This is a genomic window from Rhizobium sp. SEMIA 4085, assembly GCF_013004495.1.
Classification (GTDB): Bacteria; Pseudomonadota; Alphaproteobacteria; order Rhizobiales; family Rhizobiaceae; genus Rhizobium; species Rhizobium gallicum.
On the sequence record NZ_JABEPH010000105.1, the window covers coordinates 1 to 16340 of the forward strand.

The 16340-nt window shown below is 57.2% G+C and carries 16 protein-coding genes; 7 read left to right on the top strand and 9 right to left on the bottom strand.

What is annotated here, in order from left to right; all coding sequences use genetic code 11:
• Window positions 1–101: 101 nt before the first annotated feature.
• Entirely contained in the window at window positions 102–512 is a 411-nt protein-coding gene (locus tag C9413_RS13040; protein ID WP_040115400.1) for a hypothetical protein, read from the top strand.
• A 59-nt stretch (window positions 513–571) separates the two neighbouring features.
• Window positions 572–1567: a dihydroxyacetone kinase subunit DhaK gene (locus C9413_RS13045; RefSeq protein WP_040115399.1), complete on the top strand. Its 996-nt coding sequence runs from the start codon at window positions 572–574 to the stop codon at window positions 1565–1567.
• 220 nt (window positions 1568–1787) lie between these two features.
• Here C9413_RS13045 and C9413_RS13050 read toward each other — a convergent pair whose 3' ends face one another.
• A complete protein-coding gene (locus C9413_RS13050) occupies window positions 1788–3170 on the bottom strand; it encodes a S8 family serine peptidase (protein ID WP_170250528.1) in 1383 nt (460 codons plus the stop codon).
• A gap of 135 nt (window positions 3171–3305) precedes the next feature.
• Here C9413_RS13050 and C9413_RS13055 point away from each other — a divergent pair, with 135 nt between their 5' ends.
• Together C9413_RS13055 and C9413_RS13060 are read left to right on the top strand one after the other, a co-directional pair.
• Window positions 3306–3848, top strand: a complete 543-nt coding sequence (locus tag C9413_RS13055) for an RNA polymerase sigma factor (RefSeq protein ID WP_040115397.1) — start codon at window positions 3306–3308, stop codon at window positions 3846–3848.
• The gene (locus C9413_RS13060) at window positions 3845–4624 is read left to right on the top strand and encodes an anti-sigma factor (protein ID WP_040115396.1); all 780 of its coding nucleotides are present in this window, start codon (window positions 3845–3847) and stop codon (window positions 4622–4624) included. The genes C9413_RS13055 and C9413_RS13060 overlap by 4 nt, the downstream gene beginning before the upstream one ends.
• A 45-nt stretch (window positions 4625–4669) precedes the next feature.
• Here C9413_RS13060 and C9413_RS13065 read toward each other — a convergent pair whose 3' ends face one another.
• From C9413_RS13065 to C9413_RS13095, 7 genes are all read right to left on the bottom strand, one after another.
• Window positions 4670–5008 (bottom strand): hypothetical protein, encoded by a 339-nt coding sequence (locus C9413_RS13065; RefSeq protein ID WP_170250529.1) that lies wholly within the window; start codon window positions 5006–5008, stop codon window positions 4670–4672.
• 133 nt (window positions 5009–5141) lie between these two features.
• Window positions 5142–5855 carry a DUF6065 family protein gene (locus C9413_RS13070; protein ID WP_040115395.1) on the bottom strand — a complete coding sequence of 238 codons (714 nt, stop codon included), beginning with the start codon at window positions 5853–5855 and terminating at the stop codon, window positions 5142–5144.
• An 85-nt stretch (window positions 5856–5940) separates the two neighbouring features.
• A complete protein-coding gene (locus C9413_RS13075; RefSeq protein ID WP_040116557.1) occupies window positions 5941–7146 on the bottom strand; it encodes an MFS transporter in 1206 nt (401 codons plus the stop codon).
• 348 nt (window positions 7147–7494) lie between these two features.
• Window positions 7495–8937: a lipopolysaccharide biosynthesis protein gene (locus tag C9413_RS13080; RefSeq protein ID WP_040115394.1), complete on the bottom strand. Its 1443-nt coding sequence runs from the start codon at window positions 8935–8937 to the stop codon at window positions 7495–7497.
• 65 nt (window positions 8938–9002) lie between these two features.
• Window positions 9003–9992, bottom strand: a complete 990-nt coding sequence (locus C9413_RS13085) for a glycosyltransferase (RefSeq protein ID WP_052451786.1) — start codon at window positions 9990–9992, stop codon at window positions 9003–9005.
• Entirely contained in the window at window positions 9992–11011 is a 1020-nt protein-coding gene (gene murB / locus C9413_RS13090; protein WP_052451785.1) for a UDP-N-acetylmuramate dehydrogenase, read from the bottom strand. Before murB ends, C9413_RS13085 begins: the two co-directional genes overlap by 1 nt.
• A 12-nt stretch (window positions 11012–11023) precedes the next feature.
• Complete coding sequence (locus C9413_RS13095) at window positions 11024–12337, bottom strand: UDP-N-acetylglucosamine 1-carboxyvinyltransferase (RefSeq protein ID WP_082046716.1); 1314 nt, start codon at window positions 12335–12337, stop codon at window positions 11024–11026.
• 401 nt (window positions 12338–12738) lie between these two features.
• On the opposite strand from C9413_RS13095, the gene C9413_RS13100 reads away from it, so the two are divergent.
• The 3 genes from C9413_RS13100 (at window position 12739) to C9413_RS13110 (ending at window position 15982) form a co-directional block, all read left to right on the top strand.
• Entirely contained in the window at window positions 12739–13983 is a 1245-nt protein-coding gene (locus C9413_RS13100) for a polysaccharide biosynthesis/export family protein (protein WP_040116553.1), read from the top strand.
• Between the two features lie 76 nt (window positions 13984–14059).
• A complete protein-coding gene (locus C9413_RS13105; RefSeq protein ID WP_170250531.1) occupies window positions 14060–14755 on the top strand; it encodes a PIG-L deacetylase family protein in 696 nt (231 codons plus the stop codon).
• Between the two features lie 51 nt (window positions 14756–14806).
• Window positions 14807–15982 carry a DegT/DnrJ/EryC1/StrS aminotransferase family protein gene (locus C9413_RS13110; RefSeq protein WP_040115393.1) on the top strand — a complete coding sequence of 392 codons (1176 nt, stop codon included), beginning with the start codon at window positions 14807–14809 and terminating at the stop codon, window positions 15980–15982.
• A gap of 77 nt (window positions 15983–16059) precedes the next feature.
• On the opposite strand, the gene C9413_RS13115 is transcribed toward C9413_RS13110, so the two are convergent.
• A partial coding sequence (locus tag C9413_RS13115; RefSeq protein ID WP_210263487.1) for a hypothetical protein occupies window positions 16060–16340 on the bottom strand: 281 nt, incomplete at its 5' end.

Sequence of the window (16340 nt, forward strand, 5' to 3'; positions counted from 1 at the left end):
CCGCGCGCGGCATGTTCCCGTGCTCTCCGAACGCGTCCCCCAAATAAGCCCCGGGATCTTCCGAATGAGATCCGATGAAACATAGGCTGCCGTAGAGTAAAATGGCGCGCGACGACACCGAAGACGCCATTATCGCCTACAAGTCCATCCTGGCGCAGATCATCGACAATCGCCCCTCCGGCACCCGCCAGCGACTTGCCACGGAGCTCGGAAAACACCGAAGCTTCGTTACGCAGGTCACGAGCCCGACCTATGCAACACCTCTGCCGGCCCGGCATTTGGCGACGATTTTTCGGGTTTGCCACTTCAGTGCCGCCGAGCAGGAGCGTTTCCTGAACGCCTATCAAACAGCGCATCCGGGGAAACTTCCGGAGCTTGGCAATGCTGAAAAGTTGCGGCAACTTTCCATCATGGTTCCGGATTTCGGCGACGACAGGAAGAACCGTCTGCTGGAGGAGGCGATCTCCGACTTGGTGCAGAAGATCGCCGCGCTTTCCGCAGGTACGGATTGATCAGCATTTCGCGGAACGGCTGAGGACCTCAAACATAGCGCCGCCTTGGGGAGGGCTCGATGAAGAAGTTCATGAACACTGCGGCAACCATGGTCGCCGAAAGCCTGGAAGGCTTCGTGCGCGCCCATGGGGAGATCGTCGTGTTCGGCGCAGGGCGAAAATGCGTCCGCCGTCGACACTTCACACCAGGTAAGGTCGCACTCATCTCGGGTGGCGGCGCCGGTCACGAGCCTATGCATATCGGATTTGTCGGCAAGGGAATGCTGGATGCGGCCTGCGTCGGGCATATTTTTACCTCGCCGACGCCCGACCAGATCGTGAGCGCCATAGAGGAGGCGGACACAGGTGCCGGATGCCTGCTCATCATCAAGAATTATGACGGCGACATCATGAACTTCGAGATGGCGATAGAAATGGCCGCCCACCGGCACAGGATCGAAACTGTCATCGTCAGCGACGATATCGAGACGGGCAGAACCGGCGAAGGCCGAGGACGCCGCGCCGTTGCAGGCACACTGGTCGTCGAGAAAATCATCGGTGCGGCTGCGGAACGGGGCCTGCCGCTTGAGGAATTGAAGCGGATCGGCGACCGCCTGAACGGACGTATCCGGACAATGGGGGTGGCGCTTAGCGGAGTCACGATACCACAGATCCAGCGCACGACATTTTCATTGAACACGGACGAAATGGAAATGGGCGTCGGCATCCATGGGGAGCCGGGCCATTCGAGACAACGCCTCCTGGCCGCCGACGCCATCATCCGTCATCTTTGCGAAACAATCTCGGCAGACATCTCCATCCAGCCGGATACGAAAGCCTTGCTCTTCGTCAACGGCCTTGGCGGCACGCCGCCGGCCGAACTCTACCTTGCCTACAACGCCGCTCACCGTTTCATGGAAGAGCGGTTGATTCACATCGAACGCGCGCTGGTTGGCACCTATGTCACCTCGCTCGATATGCAGGGCTTGTCGGTCACACTGGCTTTGCTGACCGACGACGAGATCGCTTTATGGGACTCGCCGGTGGCAACGGCAGCGCTGCATTTGTCGCCGTGACGGGGCATGCCGTCGTCTCACGCCCCCGCCGAGCGATCCTCGACGCATTGTTCAAGGGAAGGCATCCATCGCGAACCTGCGGGTGCCGTTCCAAATACCTCCGCACGAGCTTTAAACACGTCGCGATCCTTAGAGTCGCTAGTCTGGTCGTGCGGCGAAAGCGCGCGCAACGCCCGCCTAATAGGGCCGCCGTTACTTGCCGAATTTCATAATTGCACCCTCACGCCCCACAGAGTGTGCGCGCGTTCAAAAGCCCCCACCCGAAGATCGGATCCTTGCCGGGTTCGCCGAGATCTTCCGCGCTTCGCGTCAGCGCATCGCGAATGCGCTCGGGGGCAAGACCAGGACTTGCGCCTTTCATCCGCGCGGCTGCCGCGGTGACAAAGGGCGCCGCGAAAGAGGTACCGGTTTTCGCTCGCCCACCGCTGACGGATGCAGCAGTCCAGACCGCGACACCGGGGGCTGCCAAGTCGATGTGCTGACCACGCCCCGCGCGTCTGTAAGGGTTCTTGTTCCGGTCGATTGCCGTAACAGCAACGACCTCCTCATAGGCCGCAGGATAGGATGGGTCGGACCTAGGGCCGGCATTGCCGACGGCGGCAACGATGATGATGCCGCGTTCGCTGACCCTCCGCACAGCCTCTTCGAGCAGCAAATTGGCGGGGCCGGCAAGACTGAGATTGATGACCTCGACCTCACGCTCAGCCAGCAAGTCCAACGCCCGTACGAGATTATAGGCCTCCGAGCGATCGTCCTGACGTCGCGCCCGATAAAATGGGTCGACAGCGATCAACGTCGCGCCTGGTACCAACCCCGGCGTCCGGCTCGTCGTCGCCCCGACCAGAAGGGCCGCAACAGCCGTTCCATGCTGCTGCCCCGAATCCGGCAGCGTATCGTCGGCGAGCCGGATGGTTTCGATGCTGCTGCCGGCGAAAACGCCGTGATCGGCATTGACAGCTGTATCGACCAGTCCGATGCCAACTTCGCTTGCGCAAGTTCCCTCTCCTTCCTGCTCCGCCGGCCAGCCTATAACGGTCCGCGCAAGGCAATCGGCCGTGCCGCAGCGCAGGTCGGGGCTCTGCTCCGGCCGATAGTAGTGATTGAAGTCGATCCTGGCTTGCGGCGCCAAGGTGGCCGCCAACTCTCGCGCAGCATTGAGTGCAAGACTGGACGGAATGCGCAGCTTTACCACTTCTGTGTTGACAGCGGAGAGCGCTTGCCGCTCGATGATTTCGAAACCGGCTGCCGATAGCTGGTCGAGCTGTAGCGCAGTAAAACCCGAACCCCCGATCCCGTCGGGGTCCTGGATCGGCAAATCGGCAACCGATGAACGCGCGCGCCGCGGCGCGCGCGGCGCATTGCCGAACATCCTAAAAAGGCTCCTGCCGCCTGAATCGGAGGCATCAGACCTCCCGCCGCCATGATCATCGCCATCGTCATCACCATCATCACCACCATCATCGTCATCGGCAAGAGCGGATCCTATGCCCACCAGTTCGGCCGCGGGCCAGCCGTCAGCAAGCGTGAGGCCGCTGGAAAGCAAAAGAGCCACAAGAAAGCGTCCCTTGGTCCTTGGTCCAAACAGCGATAACCATTCTCGCATTTTATGCCTCCTCAATGGCTGCGGGTTGTCTATCGGGCAGAACCAATCACTTGGAGTAACTGGGCAATAACGATAGATTGCCAGAAAACGCGCTTAACCGCGCGTTATTCCGATCAAGGGAAGAACCAATCGACCATGACCATGCGGAAGGAGAGCGTTGAAGACCAACTGATCGCCTTTCTGCCGAACATGCGGCGATTTGCAATATCGCTCTGTGGAACGCGCGACATCGCCGACGACCTCGTGCAAATGGCTTGTGAGCGCGCGCTTGCCAATACAGAACGATTCGAACCCGGTACACGCTTCGACGCCTGGATGTTCCGCATTCTCCGCAATCTCTGGATCGACCAGGTCCGCCGGCAGAAGACGGCAGGCATTCAGGAGGATATTTCAGAGCGTCACGACATCGCAGGCTCTTCCGGCGAGCGCATTGTCGAAGCGTCACTGACGCTCAAGAGCGTCGCTGAGGCAATTACCGATCTTCCAGACGAACAACGCGAGGTACTTATCCTCGTCTGCGTCGAAGAGCTCTCCTACCGCGAGACAGCCGATATACTCACCATTCCAATCGGAACGGTCATGAGCCGCCTGGCCCGAGCACGAAAAAATCTCGCAGACGCCGCTGGAATAACGGCGGAGACAACCCGTTCTGAGGAGACGAAAGAGGCCAAGGCATGACCAAGACGGATTTTTCAGATGAGACACTGATGCGCTTTGCCGATGGCGAGCTTGATCCTAAAACGGCGGCCGAGATTGAACGTGCCATGGAGACGGACGATGAGCTCGTCCCCCGCGTGGCATTTTTCCTGGAGACACGAGCAGCGGCACAGACGGCGCTGGAACCGCTTTTGGACGAACCGGTTCCGGCCGAGCTGACCCAGGCAATCGAAGCCATGATCGCAAAAAAGAAGGCCGCCGATCAGGGTGCTGCATCCGTGTTGCCATTCCGGCGACGTACAGCCAACGATCAGGTCGTCGCCCGCCGCTGGTTCACCCCGATCGCCGCGTCGCTTACCGCCATTCTCGGTGGATTGGGCGGGTATTGGCTGGCGCAGTCCGAAGAGCCTGCCTCGGCCGGCCTTCAGGTTGCCGGGGTCAGCGCCTCCGCGCTCAACGAGGCCCTGGCAACGGTTGTTTCCGGCCAGGAGCGGCAGTTGGCCGGTTCCAACCAGCGGTTCCGGGCAATCGCAACCTTCCGTGACAATGCGCAGGCGCTTTGCCGCGAGTTCGAAGTCGATTCGCCCGACCGCTCGACCGTGGTTTCGGTCGCCTGCCGGTCCGGTGAGCAATGGCGCGTGGCGTTCGCAGTGGCTGCTGCTGGCGGCAGCGGCGGCTATGCGCCGGCTTCATCCACGGATGCGCTCGACGCCTACCTTTCAGCCATTGATGCCAAGCCGCCGATCGAGGCGTCCGAAGAGGCGAAGGCGCTCGCCGAAATCCGTGACGGGGCGTAAAATTAAAAGCGTTCGGAAGTCGGGAATAGAACCTTGTGCCGCCCGTTACTCTGCCGGACCGGAGCAGCCGGTCCTGTTTTCAAAAGGAGTAACTGGCATGAAAAAATCCTGGAAACTGAGCACGGCCCTTATCGCCGGCGTCGCGGCGCTGGCAGGTTCTGCCGTACAGGCCAAGGAATACACGACGATACAACCTGACGGCGGGAAACAGTCGAGCAGCCAGAGCGACGGTGCAATCGTCGTTGCCGGCAATAGCTCGTCAAATTCGAGTTCGAATTCATCAAGCAATTCGAACTCCAATTCGTCTTCGAACAGTTCATCGAATTCTAACTCGAACTCATCGTCGAACCGTTCTTCGAATTCCTCTTCGAACAGTTCTTCCAATTCGAGCTCGAGCGGTTCTGATGGCTCGTATCATTCGCGTCACCATTGGCGCTCCTGGCGTTAATGACAGCGCAGGATAAGGAACGGGGGCCGGACTATCCGGCCCCCGTCTCGTTGCTCGCTCGCTGAAATTTCAGCGGGCAGCGCGTGCGCCCTTGCGGTACCACCCGTGGCCGGCAATGGTGTTGCGGTAGATTGTCTGGCGGTTCATTGCCTCTTCCCGGGTTTCGCGGCGAATTTCCGCATTGATTGCCGCGCGATTGCGGTGAATCGGGATCACCTGCACAAGCGGCGTTCCCTTCTCGATGACATAGAGTCCGTCGGGCGCCGTCGCAAAAAACGGAAAGTGGATATGAGCCGTGTAAGTGTCGGTGTCGACGATACCCGCCACGCATTCGAACGGCTGCGCTGGCCGGTTGAGCGGCGGCACGAAGAGGCAACTCCATCCAGGTGGCGTGCGGATCGACCAGTAATTATGAAACTTGCAGGGCGGGCCGGGCTCTTTCGGATTGCCCGCGACCTGATGGACGCCGTGATTACTGACCATGACCCGGTCGAACTCCCAGCCCGCCTCGACGCTCCTGCCGTCCTCCTTGATCTCAAGCCGTACCGTCGCTGCCAGCGGCAAGATCCAGCCGGTCATCATAGCGTCGAGAAACGGCATGCAGCGTTTAATGGTCAGACCGCTATCTGTGGTCGACTGATGCTTTGCATCGACCACCGGCAGCTTGCGATACCACTCCGGCAGAACCGACTTGGCAGGCACTGGTGGCGCGATGACCTCAAGATCTTCCGGCTGGCAAAGGAAATGAATCTTGTCTGGGTCTTTCTGTCGAAAATGAAACATGCTCGTTCTCCGGTCCAATGATCGGGTAGAACGTGAAGAGACCGACTTTATTCCCGCGAAATCGCGACAGACTACCGGATTCCATCTAGGCCGGTTGAAGCCGTGCGCGCGGCAGCGCCGGGAAGGCAAGCGCGACCGCGACTGCGCCGAGCCCGACCATGGCCGAACCGATGAAGAGCCAGGAGTAGTTGGCGAAGGTATCGAAGACCCAACCACCGGCCAAAGGGCCGACGGCCATGCCGATGCTCGAGAGCATGGTCACCGCCCCGAACACCGTGCCGATGATGCGCGGTCCGAAATATTCGCGGGCAAGCACTGCATAGAGCGGCATCACACCACCATAGGCTCCGCCGAAAACAACGGCGAGGGTGTAGAATTCGCTAAGCCGGCTGACGAGAAGATAGGCAGCGATCGCAACTGCCTGGACCATCAACCCCGCGACCAGCACCGGTTTTACGCCGAGCCTGTCTGCAAGCAGGCCGAACACAATCCGGCCACCGAGCCCCGCCAGGCCCTCGATGCTGTAGATGCTGACTGCGGCCATTGGCGCCACGCCGCATACCATTGCATAGCTCACCATATGAAAGATCGGGCCCGAATGCGCCGCGCAGCAGGCAAAGAATGTCAGGGCGAGGACGAGGAGCTGCGGCGAGCGGAACGCTTGCTTGAGCGACGTTCCATTGCTCTGCGCAGGAAGGTCCTGGTCTATATCGCCGGAACCAGCGGCAGCCGGCGGACGGCGCACCAGCAGAGCCGCCGGCACCAGAAGCGTCCAGGCCACGATGCCGATCGTGAGCATCGCTGTGCGCCAGTCATGGGCCGAGATCAGCCAGCGCGCGAAGGGTGAGATCGTCATCGGCGCCACCCCCATGCCCGCTGAGACCAGGGAAACGGCAAGGCTGCGGTTCTTTTCGAACCATGCGGTGGTGATTGCGATCATCGGCGCGAAGAAAGCGCTGGCAGCAAGGCCAACGAGAACGCCGTAGTTCAATTGAAACACGAGCAGCGACTCCGCCCGGCTGGCAAGGACAAGTGCAAGCCCCAAAAGCCCTGCACCAGTCAGCACGACGATACGGGGACCGAAGCGGTCGGTTGCCGCGCCCCATGCGAAACCTCCGACGCCCATGACGAGAAAATTGAGCGTCATGGCGCCTGAAATGCCGGCACGCGACCAATGGGTGGTCGTGGCCATCGGCTCGAGAAAGATCGCCAGCGAAAACATGGCGCCAAGAGCGACACAGGTCATCAATGCGCCAATCCCGACAATGATCCAACGATACGAAACGCCCATCTCCATCATCTCCTTGCTCTTGCGAGATCGCAAAACCGCTTTCGGCGCCGTGGCGCCACTACCGACCTTAGGACGTTCAGACAGGCAAAAGATCGACACGAGGAGCACAAATTTTTGGCAGATGCGGACATTTTCATTCTGGCGGAAAATGGAAAAAACGATTCTGCCGGCACATCCCAAACGCGATCCGGGGGCGTGGGACGTGGCCCATTTAAATTCGGATGGGTCTGCGTTAAATGCAGCATATGAGCGGATTTGGGCCTGTTCAGCCGGAACCGGCTGATGGCGGTCAGTCGTCATATGGCTTCTGAGGCGGCGAAAGACAACCTAGACGGACGATGGATCATTTCAACCAGGGCGCAGCATTGAACGAATTGCGCTGCGCATATGGCCGCTGAATTCAGCACCCTCTTTGCCAATTAGTTTAATCGGCATGCGATATGCGAAGCAAATCGAAAAGATGCCCAGAAACAAGGTTTCGGAAAGTAGTACGATGCTCGCATGCGTATTTTCGAGCCGCAGAACGTAAGCGATGACAAAGCAAGGAATGCCAACCATGGCCGATACACGCATACCGTATCGATGCTCCATGATTAACTCCATGAGGGAGACGCGGGCTACTTGGCAGGCAAACGCGGTGATTACGCAAAAGTATACAAAAATGGCAAGTCCCACTGCTGTCGCCACTGCTGATAGTCCATACTCGACAACTAGCAAAGTGCCGCATACTGACAGGCACGCATAAACAGCTTGCGATAGTATAAGCGCGCGTATGGACGCCGTTGCGCGCAGCAGAGACCCACTCACGCGTGAAGCCAACCTAAAGTACATTCCGATAGCAAGATAGGAAAACACGGGGATAACCTTCTCCCATTGCTTGCCGAGGAGGGACAAAACAATTTCCGGAGCAAGAATATAGATCACTGCGCTCATTGGCATTCCAAAAAGAGCGGTTAGACCAACGCCTCGCAGATACGCTTTCTTGAGCCGCTCTGGGTTAGACTGCACTTGCGCCATCGCCGGAAAAACGACCCGATCCGCTATTCGAGCGTAAACGTCCGTCGGAAGACTCATGAGACGATATGCTCGTGAGTAGAGGCCAAGGTGAATTGCATCCAAGGATCGGCCGACAATGGTGATGTCTGCGCGAAGCGCGATAAAGTTGATTACCCGTGATGCAGTAAAGCCAGATCCCTTTCCCATAAGGCGACGGCTGGATTGGCTATCAAATAACGGTCGAAGGTTCGGTTTAGCAGCATAAACCAGGACGAAGGACAGGAAACTGGCCTCACATATCGATGCCGCCGCAAGGGCCCAGTATCCGAAGCCCGCAAATGCCAAACCGATGCCGGTCGTGCCGTATGCGAGCGTTTTGGCCGCAATCTCGCTCATTCGGATGCGGCGCATTTCCAGTCGCCGTAAGAGCAGGCCCTCTGATATCGAGGTAAATGCTTGAACGATGATGATGAACGACAATACTCTAACAACATCTTCCGACGCGGGCATGTTCATGAAGCGCGCAAATGGCGCAGCACAAGCCTGTGCCAAAAAGAAGAGAATGGCAGACGAGATCAGCACTAACGTGAGTGCCGTCCGCTGCTCAACTTCTGTGAGGCTTGGCAATTGAACGATCGTCGCGCCAATTCCGATTTCACGCAAAAGATTGCAAAATGAGAGGAACAAGATCGCCGTTGCCATGACGCCAAAATCCGCTGGCGACAGGAGGCGTGATAGGATGGCCATGTAAGCCAAATCGATGGCTATGCCTGCGCCTTGGAATATCGAGGTCATCGCGACCTCGGATCGGACTTTGTGACTGAGACCTTTGTTCCCGGGCTCTGACGAAATCATCTAGATCAAGCGGCCCTGTCCGCGCGGGGCGCTGCCCCCCAGCCTCTGAGTAGGCCCATAAGACGATTGGCAAGAAGAGCCAGTGGCCTCAGCCACGGAACGAATAAAATAACGCGCGTAAACCAAGCTGAGATGACTGGTTTCTCGTTGAAAGCTGCCTTTAGCAGATAGCTTGCATCATCTTCCAGCCCTATCAAGGCCCGCCGCCTGGCCTCCGAGGCGAGGCTTGTCGCAAGATCCTTTGACCGCGGCCGCATCAACGCCGAAATCGGCCCATTCGCGTCCAAGGGATCGGGCCTCCCTGCCATGCGCTCTCGGGCACAATACAAGGCGAAATCTCTGCAGCTCATCGCAACTGCCAGCTTGCGCGGATCGCCGGTTACGGAATCCTTGCGCTTCCAAGCTTTGTATAAAATCTCGGGAACGACAGCCATCTCCCCGTAGTCCGTCATGCGCAGCCACAGATCGAGATCCTGCCGATATACGAAGAAAGGTCTATATCCCCCAGCCCTTTCATATACAGAGCGTCGCATAAGGACTTCGCCCTGCGAAAAAGGATTGCCGTTAAAGAGTTGTACTTTTATATCCTTATGGACGAGCGGCCGAACGGTGTAACTCCTCGAAGCTATGTCTGATACGACTTCCCGATAGCAGCCGACTGCAACGACATCAGGATACTCCTCTAAAAATCGAACCTGGCTCTGCAGGCGCATTGGATAAGATATATCGCCTGATCCCTGAACTGCGATGAATTCGCTATCCGTGCAGGCGATAGTCGAGATCATAGTCCGCGTGAACCCTACGTTGCGTTGCGTAGAAACGCGTATTTTATCCGACTTGTATTTCAAAAGTGCATGATAGGTGCCGTCTTGCGACCCATCGTCAACGAAATAGGCCTCGAAATCCTGATATGTCTGATCGCGAATTGCCGTGACGGTCTCATCGACTAAGTGAGCCCTGTTGTAGTATGGGGACACGACAACCACGCGAGGCATCAATTCCACTTTCCTGATTGAACCGAAAGATGAGCTGGTTGGAGCAATCCGTCGGGACGAACGTGACGAACTTCGCAGTCCATTAAAAAGCCGCTTCGTTCAAAAATCGTCCTTCTTATTAAATCGATCAGGCCCAGCACGTCCGAGCTCGTTGCACCGCCGAGGTTAACGATAAAGTTCCCATGACCAGGGGCAATCTGAGCTCCACCTATGCGACGTCCCCGCAAGCCAGCATCCTCGATCGCTTTTCCGGGGGGACCTACAACGTCATACATCTTGGGGTCACTGAGGAAAACGGAACCGCAGTTTGGGAGGCGAAGGGGGAATTTCTTTCGTCTCGACACCATAATTTCAATCATCCTTCTTCGCACGTCCGCCTTGTTAGCGGTGGAAAACTCAAAAGCTGCTTCCAAGAGAACCAGGTCCGGCCGCTGCAGGTTGGATTTTCTGTATGAGAATTCACATGCGTTTCGATCCAAGATGTTCACCTTGCCATCAATGTCGACGACCGTTGCACTAACAAGGTTGCTGCCGATCCCCTTTCTCTGGCTGCCACCGTTCATAACAACCAGGCCGCCCAGCGTTCCTGGAATTCCCACCGTGTGCTCCGCACCGGTCAATCCTGCACATCCGACTTTTCGCGCAAAAACAGGAGTCCAGATTCCGGCTTGAGCAACGACGTGTGTGCCGTTGATTGCAATCTGGGACATTCTTCTTCCGATCCGCAGGACCACACCTCGAAAACCTGCATCATCAAAGAGAAGGTTCGTGCCATCGCCAATCACCAAGAATGGCACTTTCTCCGCACCGAGGCACTTCAAAACCTCGCTGACCGCTCGCGCATCGAGCGGTTCAACCACGACGTCAGCCGGTCCGCCGATCTGCCATCGCCCGACGTACTTCAGCGGGACATGAGATGAAATCTCAACGTTCTTGATGTTCCCGAGAAGCGACGAAACATTCTTGCTTGATATCTTCGGAGTGTTCACAGTCAGTTCCACGGTGACCAACAGCGCCATTTCCGCCTGTCTTCATTCGGCGAGGACGTCCCCACCCAGCGATGTAACTTTCTCGATGAATCGATCGTAACCACGTTCTATTTGCCAGGCGTCGCGCACGATCGTCTCTCCGTCGGCGACGAGACCGGCCAAAGTCAGGGCGATGCCTGCGCGAAGATCACGTGCTGTAACTTCCGCCCCACGCAACTTGGTGCCGCCGCGAATGCGTAGGAGATTATCTTCGATGGAATAGTCAAGTCCCATCAAACCCATCTCTTCCGCGTAGAGGTAGCGTCCCGGAAAGCGCAGATCAATTATCTTGCTCTCACCGCGTGACATGGCACCGAACGCTGCAAAGAGAGGCTGCATGTCGGAATTTATTCCTGGATAGGCGCCCGTGCTGATCTCCACGGGATAACAGTTGCCGCCGCGAACGATTATGCTCTCTTGACCGGTATAGACACGCGCGCCGCTTTCCTTGAGGTGTATGAGGGGAACTTCCAAGTCCGATAGCGGAAAGCCATGGATCTCGACGTCGCCGTTGGTGATACACGCCCCGACCAGCCACGTTAGAGCTTCCATGTTATCGCCAATGACCCTATGTCGAACACCCGTGAGCCCTTCTCGACCTTCAATCTCGATGCGCTCCTGACCGAATAGCTTGATCTTCGAGCCCATCGTTCGAAGCATGGAGATCAGATCGATTATTTCAGGGCGGATATGCGGGTTCCAAACGGTCGTGACACCGCGGGCCAATGCGCCGCACAACAGAGCGTTCTCGGTAGCGCCGGTTGAGCGGATCGGCAAACGGATGTCGGCGCCCGTCAGGCCTTGCGGTGCATAGGCTTCGAGATTGGTGTCTGTTTCTGTAACGGTCGCACCAAGTGCTTCCAAAAGCATAACATGCAGGTCATGCTTTCGTTCACCGAGTTTGCAGCCACCCGGCAACGGCACAGAGCCTCTCCCGGTGCGAGCCGTTAGGGCACCCAATATCAAGAGTGTGTTGCGAATTGAGCGGCCCTTCCACACCAACTCCGACGGCGGGGGGACAATCTCCTCGATATAGGCCGTCTCGCCTTCGACAATGCAATGTTTTCCAAGCGCCTCCAGCATCCCAAGATGAACCTGAGCGTCCAAGAGCATCGTGGGATAGTTCGAGATCTCGATTTTGCCAGATGTCAGCAGCGAGGCTGCGAGAAGACGCAGAACACTATTCTTCGCTCCACTTACTAACACTTCCCCTTCGAGGCGGGACGCATGGACGCGATATCTCGACACTTGCCGTTCGCTGTGTGTTTGAGAAAATGGCTGATACGCTCCCAACTCAGCTTTGGTTTCAATGAGCATCTCTCAACTCCTGGTGAAGCTCTCGATATCGACTGGCTAGGATTCAACAGAGCATCAGTAAATGCGCATCAGCTGGTCGCAGGAATAACGCCGCGCTTCATGTTAGAATATTACTGACAAAAAATCTAATCTTAAAAAGCAAATCTATTTTCAACAAACCAAGAATGCGATACAATAAAATACAATCTTAAATTGACCTGCAGACGTCGCGCATCGAACTGAATATAATACTGACGGGCTATAGAAGTAACCTTTCATAGCCTGAATGCAATAGACGTTTCCGTACTACTGCGACGCGCCGTTTAACATTTATTTACTTGACGTTAAAAGAAACAACTTTCTTAGATAGAGATCGAATCCACGTCGCTCGTGCGACAACCGATGGTTCAATGGGGGACATGATGTCATCTCATCCTTGGGTGAAAAGCGGCGCAATTTCCGGCGAACGCAATGCTTCTCGCCGGGCTATTTGGGTCGCCATTGCAATGCTTGTTGCGGCCGTAACTGATACGCGATCGGAGGTTTACCAGCTGCAGCCCGGAGACGCCGTCAATTTTGATTTTCTTGACGACGCCCTACTGCCAGTTCTGTTGACAGTTGATGCAGATGGGGCTGCGCAATTTCCCTTGGTCGGCGGCGTCGAGATCGGAGGGCTCAGTGTCAACCAGGCGCTGGAAAAATTGCGGACCGAATACAAGAACCGGCAGATATTGGTCGATCCTAAAATTGCGTTGAACATAGCGACCTACAAGCCGGTTTTTGTTCTGGGCGAGGTCAAGAACCCCGGATCCTTTCCCTTTTTTCCGGGCTTGACGGTCGAACAGGCTGTCGGCCTTGCAGGTGGAACTTTGACGGCGGCGTCGAGTGCGGCTGACAAGATCATGGCCCGCGCGCGATTGCGGGGGACGATGGACGGCGCCGAGGTGGAAATCGTCCATGAGGCGATTTATGCAGCGCGGTTGGCGGCCCAGTTACGTGGGGCCGAAACCATCGATTTGCAAGACGCCCCAGAGAGCGCACGCCCCTATCTCGAAAGAACATCTCTCAAGAGCGTACTCGAAATCGAGGAGAAGATCCTGAAAACCGATCTGATCACGACACAGGCTCAAGTCCAGATTCTGACACAGGGGATTGCCGAAACAGAGGCAGGTTTGAAGATTCTCGCTCAGCTTGAAGTCGAACAAAAAGGCGTCGTCGAGATGAACGAGCGAGATCTTGAACGTGTGACCGCGCTACGCAAACGCGAACTGAATACGGAGACCGAGATCGCGCGGGTCAAGAATACGACTTCGAACGAGAAAACCCAGCTTCTGGAGATATACGCGGAGACATCCCGGTCGAGACGCGAACTCGGCAACCTCAAGCTGGAACTCGCGAAACTGCAGGCGGATCGGGAGAAAGACATATTGCTGAAGCTCCAGGAGCGCGAAACGGCGATCAAGAAGCTCGAATCCACACGCCAATCCGCCGAAGAGCAATTCTATCTCCTTGCTTCGGTAGCCGCGGACGAAAGAAATCGCGACCAGATCTCCTTCACTTACGAGGTTCGCCGCCCCAAGAGCGGGGTCAATACCGTGATCGATGGTGCGCCATTCACGGAGTTGCTTCCGGGGGATGTCGTCGCCGTCTCGATCGCGGGCATGTAACAATCCGAGGAGCGAACGTGGACCCGAGCATCAACGCCACCTCCCTATATGAACGCGGGATCGAAAACCGATGGAAATAGGCGGCGTACGCATGTTGAGCGACGTCTTCGGCAGGACGCTTGTCATCGCCCCCCATGCGGACGACGAGGTTCTCGGGGCAGGTGGTACAATTGCGCGGCTCGCTTCGGAGGGAGCCGAAGTTCGGATCGTCATCGTAACCGAGGGCAAGCCTCCGCATTACGCATCCGAGGCCGTCTCTCGCGTGAGGGAAGAGGCGCGCCGGGCGCACGCGATCCTTGGTGTCGGCAGAACCGATTGGATGGGTTTCCCCGCAGCCGGCCTGGCCGAGACGGCCGTCTCCGATTTGAACCGCTCGCTGTTCGAAATCGTTTCGGCATATTCCCCGCAAACGCTTCTCCTCCCTTTCGTCGGAGACATGCATGTCGACCATCAGATCGTCTTCACGTCTGCGCTCGTGGCGGCAAGACCTCATCAGGAACAATATCCGAGATTGATTCTGGCATATGAGACGCTCTCGGAGACGAATTGGAACGCGGCCTATGTGACGCCCAGTTTCATTCCACACGTCTTCATCGATATCGAGGAGCATCTCGAAACCAAATTGGAAGCGATGTCGGCTTTTCAATCGCAGCTCCGGCCAACCCCACATGAACGCTCTATCGAAACCTTGAGGGCGCTGGCGACGTTGCGCGGCGCAACCGTCTTCAGTCGAGCAGCGGAAGCCTTCGTGATGGTTCGTCAGGTACTGTGATGCAGGAACCAGTTTCGGGAAGCGGATATCGCGTCTAAGACGGAGGGCGAAATGGCGCAGTGGCCCGTTTTTGATGAAGAGCAGATCGAAGCGGTCGCTTCCATGCTTCGGAGCGGTCGGGTCAATGCCTGGACAGGTCCCTATGTGGCGCAATTCGAAGAAGCGTACACCGCCTTGCTCGGGGTTGAACACGCCATCGCCGTCACAAATGGAACCGCTGCTCTCGAACTCGCACTGTTCGCGCTCGGCTTGCGCGCTGGGGACGAAGTAATCGTGACGCCACGCAGTTTCGTCGCATCTGCTGCTTGCGTACCCTTTTGCGGGGGGGTGCCGGTCTTTGCAGATATCGATCAGGATAGCCAGAATATCACGACAGCCGCGATAGCAGAGAAAGTTTCGTCAAGGACCAAAGGCATCATCGCCGTCCACCTTGCAGGATGGCCATGCGACATGGCTGAGATCATGGCTTTTGCCCACGAGAGAGGTTTGTGGGTCATTGAAGATTGCGCCCAAGCGCATGGCGCCGACATTGACGGGAAGCCGGTCGGGTCGTTCGGCGATATTGCGGCCTTTTCGTTCTGCCAGGATAAGATCATCACCACCGGCGGCGAAGGCGGCCTCATTGCGATGAACGATACAGCACTTTGGAAGAAGGCATGGAGCAGAAGGGATCACGGCAAGTCATATGACGCCGTTCAGCAAAAGTCGGTTCGAAGCGGTTTTCGATGGCTTCACGAGTCCGTTGGCACCAACTTGCGGATGATGTCGTATCAGGCGGTGCTTGGCCTCTGCCAACTCGCCCGGCTAAAGGAGTGGCAAGCGGCAAGAGAAAGAAACGCGCAGATTCTTATCGCAGCGACTGCCGACCTCGACGCTCTTCGAACACCCGTGCCGCGTGAGGGCATTCGCCATGCATATTACCGCTTTTATACGTTTGTTCGTCCGGATCGACTGAAGATGGGCCATGATCGTGACGAGATTCTGGTGAAGCTGAATACCGCAGGCGTTTCCTGCTTTGCCGGAAGCTGCTCAGAGATCTACCTCGAAAAGGCATTCGCTAACCTGGCGCAACCGGCGCGAAGATTGCCTGTCGCGCAAAAACTCGGCGAAACGAGCCTGGCTCTCCTCGTCGATCCGAGTTTAACCGAAGAGGCAGTCCATCAAAATGCCAGGGCGCTGCGGGAAGCTGTCCTTGTTGCAACCGATGGCGCCAGAAATTCGGCGTAAACCAACAGTCGCCAGCAGGCTTGTTTCGGAGCGAGCTGCCTACGGTCTAGCCGGTTTCTGCCGGTAGGCGACCCGCATCATCGTGGATACCGACCAGCGATCCGTTCTTCCGAGAGCCATTCCATGAATTCGTCGAAATGGGCTGGGCCGTCAGGGTTCCTCACCGACCAGGCATCACTCACGCCGGGCTTGGCGGCAAATTTGGCCTCGACGGAGGCGGCCATTCCGGCCTGATCCTCGTCCCTATAAGGTGCGCCGGTTGCCATCGACGGAATCTGACCTGGTTCGCTCACCATCCTCCAGGCGCCCTTCTCCCCATCAGCTCCCATCGCGTTGGCCCCGCCATGACCGAGACCGT

Bases quoted from the DNA above. Each gene is read 5' to 3' on its own strand.
- C9413_RS13085 (WP_052451786.1), bottom strand. From the start codon at position 9,992: ATGCCTCGCGTGGTTGTCGTGTCCCCATACTACAACAGGGCTCACTTA.
- C9413_RS13100 (WP_040116553.1), top strand. From the start codon at position 12,739: ATGTCATCTCATCCTTGGGTGAAAAGCGGCGCAATTTCCGGCGAACGC.
- C9413_RS13070 (WP_040115395.1), bottom strand. From the start codon at position 5,855: ATGTTTCATTTTCGACAGAAAGACCCAGACAAGATTCATTTCCTTTGC.
- C9413_RS13075 (WP_040116557.1), bottom strand. From the start codon at position 7,146: ATGGGCGTTTCGTATCGTTGGATCATTGTCGGGATTGGCGCATTGATG.
- C9413_RS13045 (WP_040115399.1), top strand. From the start codon at position 572: ATGAAGAAGTTCATGAACACTGCGGCAACCATGGTCGCCGAAAGCCTG.
- C9413_RS13040 (WP_040115400.1), top strand. From the start codon at position 102: ATGGCGCGCGACGACACCGAAGACGCCATTATCGCCTACAAGTCCATC.
- C9413_RS13080 (WP_040115394.1), bottom strand. From the start codon at position 8,937: ATGACCTCGATATTCCAAGGCGCAGGCATAGCCATCGATTTGGCTTAC.
- C9413_RS13050 (WP_170250528.1), bottom strand. From the start codon at position 3,170: ATGCGAGAATGGTTATCGCTGTTTGGACCAAGGACCAAGGGACGCTTT.
- C9413_RS13095 (WP_082046716.1), bottom strand. From the start codon at position 12,337: ATGCTCATTGAAACCAAAGCTGAGTTGGGAGCGTATCAGCCATTTTCT.
- murB (WP_052451785.1), bottom strand. From the start codon at position 11,011: ATGGCGCTGTTGGTCACCGTGGAACTGACTGTGAACACTCCGAAGATA.
- C9413_RS13110 (WP_040115393.1), top strand. From the start codon at position 14,807: ATGGCGCAGTGGCCCGTTTTTGATGAAGAGCAGATCGAAGCGGTCGCT.
- C9413_RS13060 (WP_040115396.1), top strand. From the start codon at position 3,845: ATGACCAAGACGGATTTTTCAGATGAGACACTGATGCGCTTTGCCGAT.
- C9413_RS13055 (WP_040115397.1), top strand. From the start codon at position 3,306: ATGACCATGCGGAAGGAGAGCGTTGAAGACCAACTGATCGCCTTTCTG.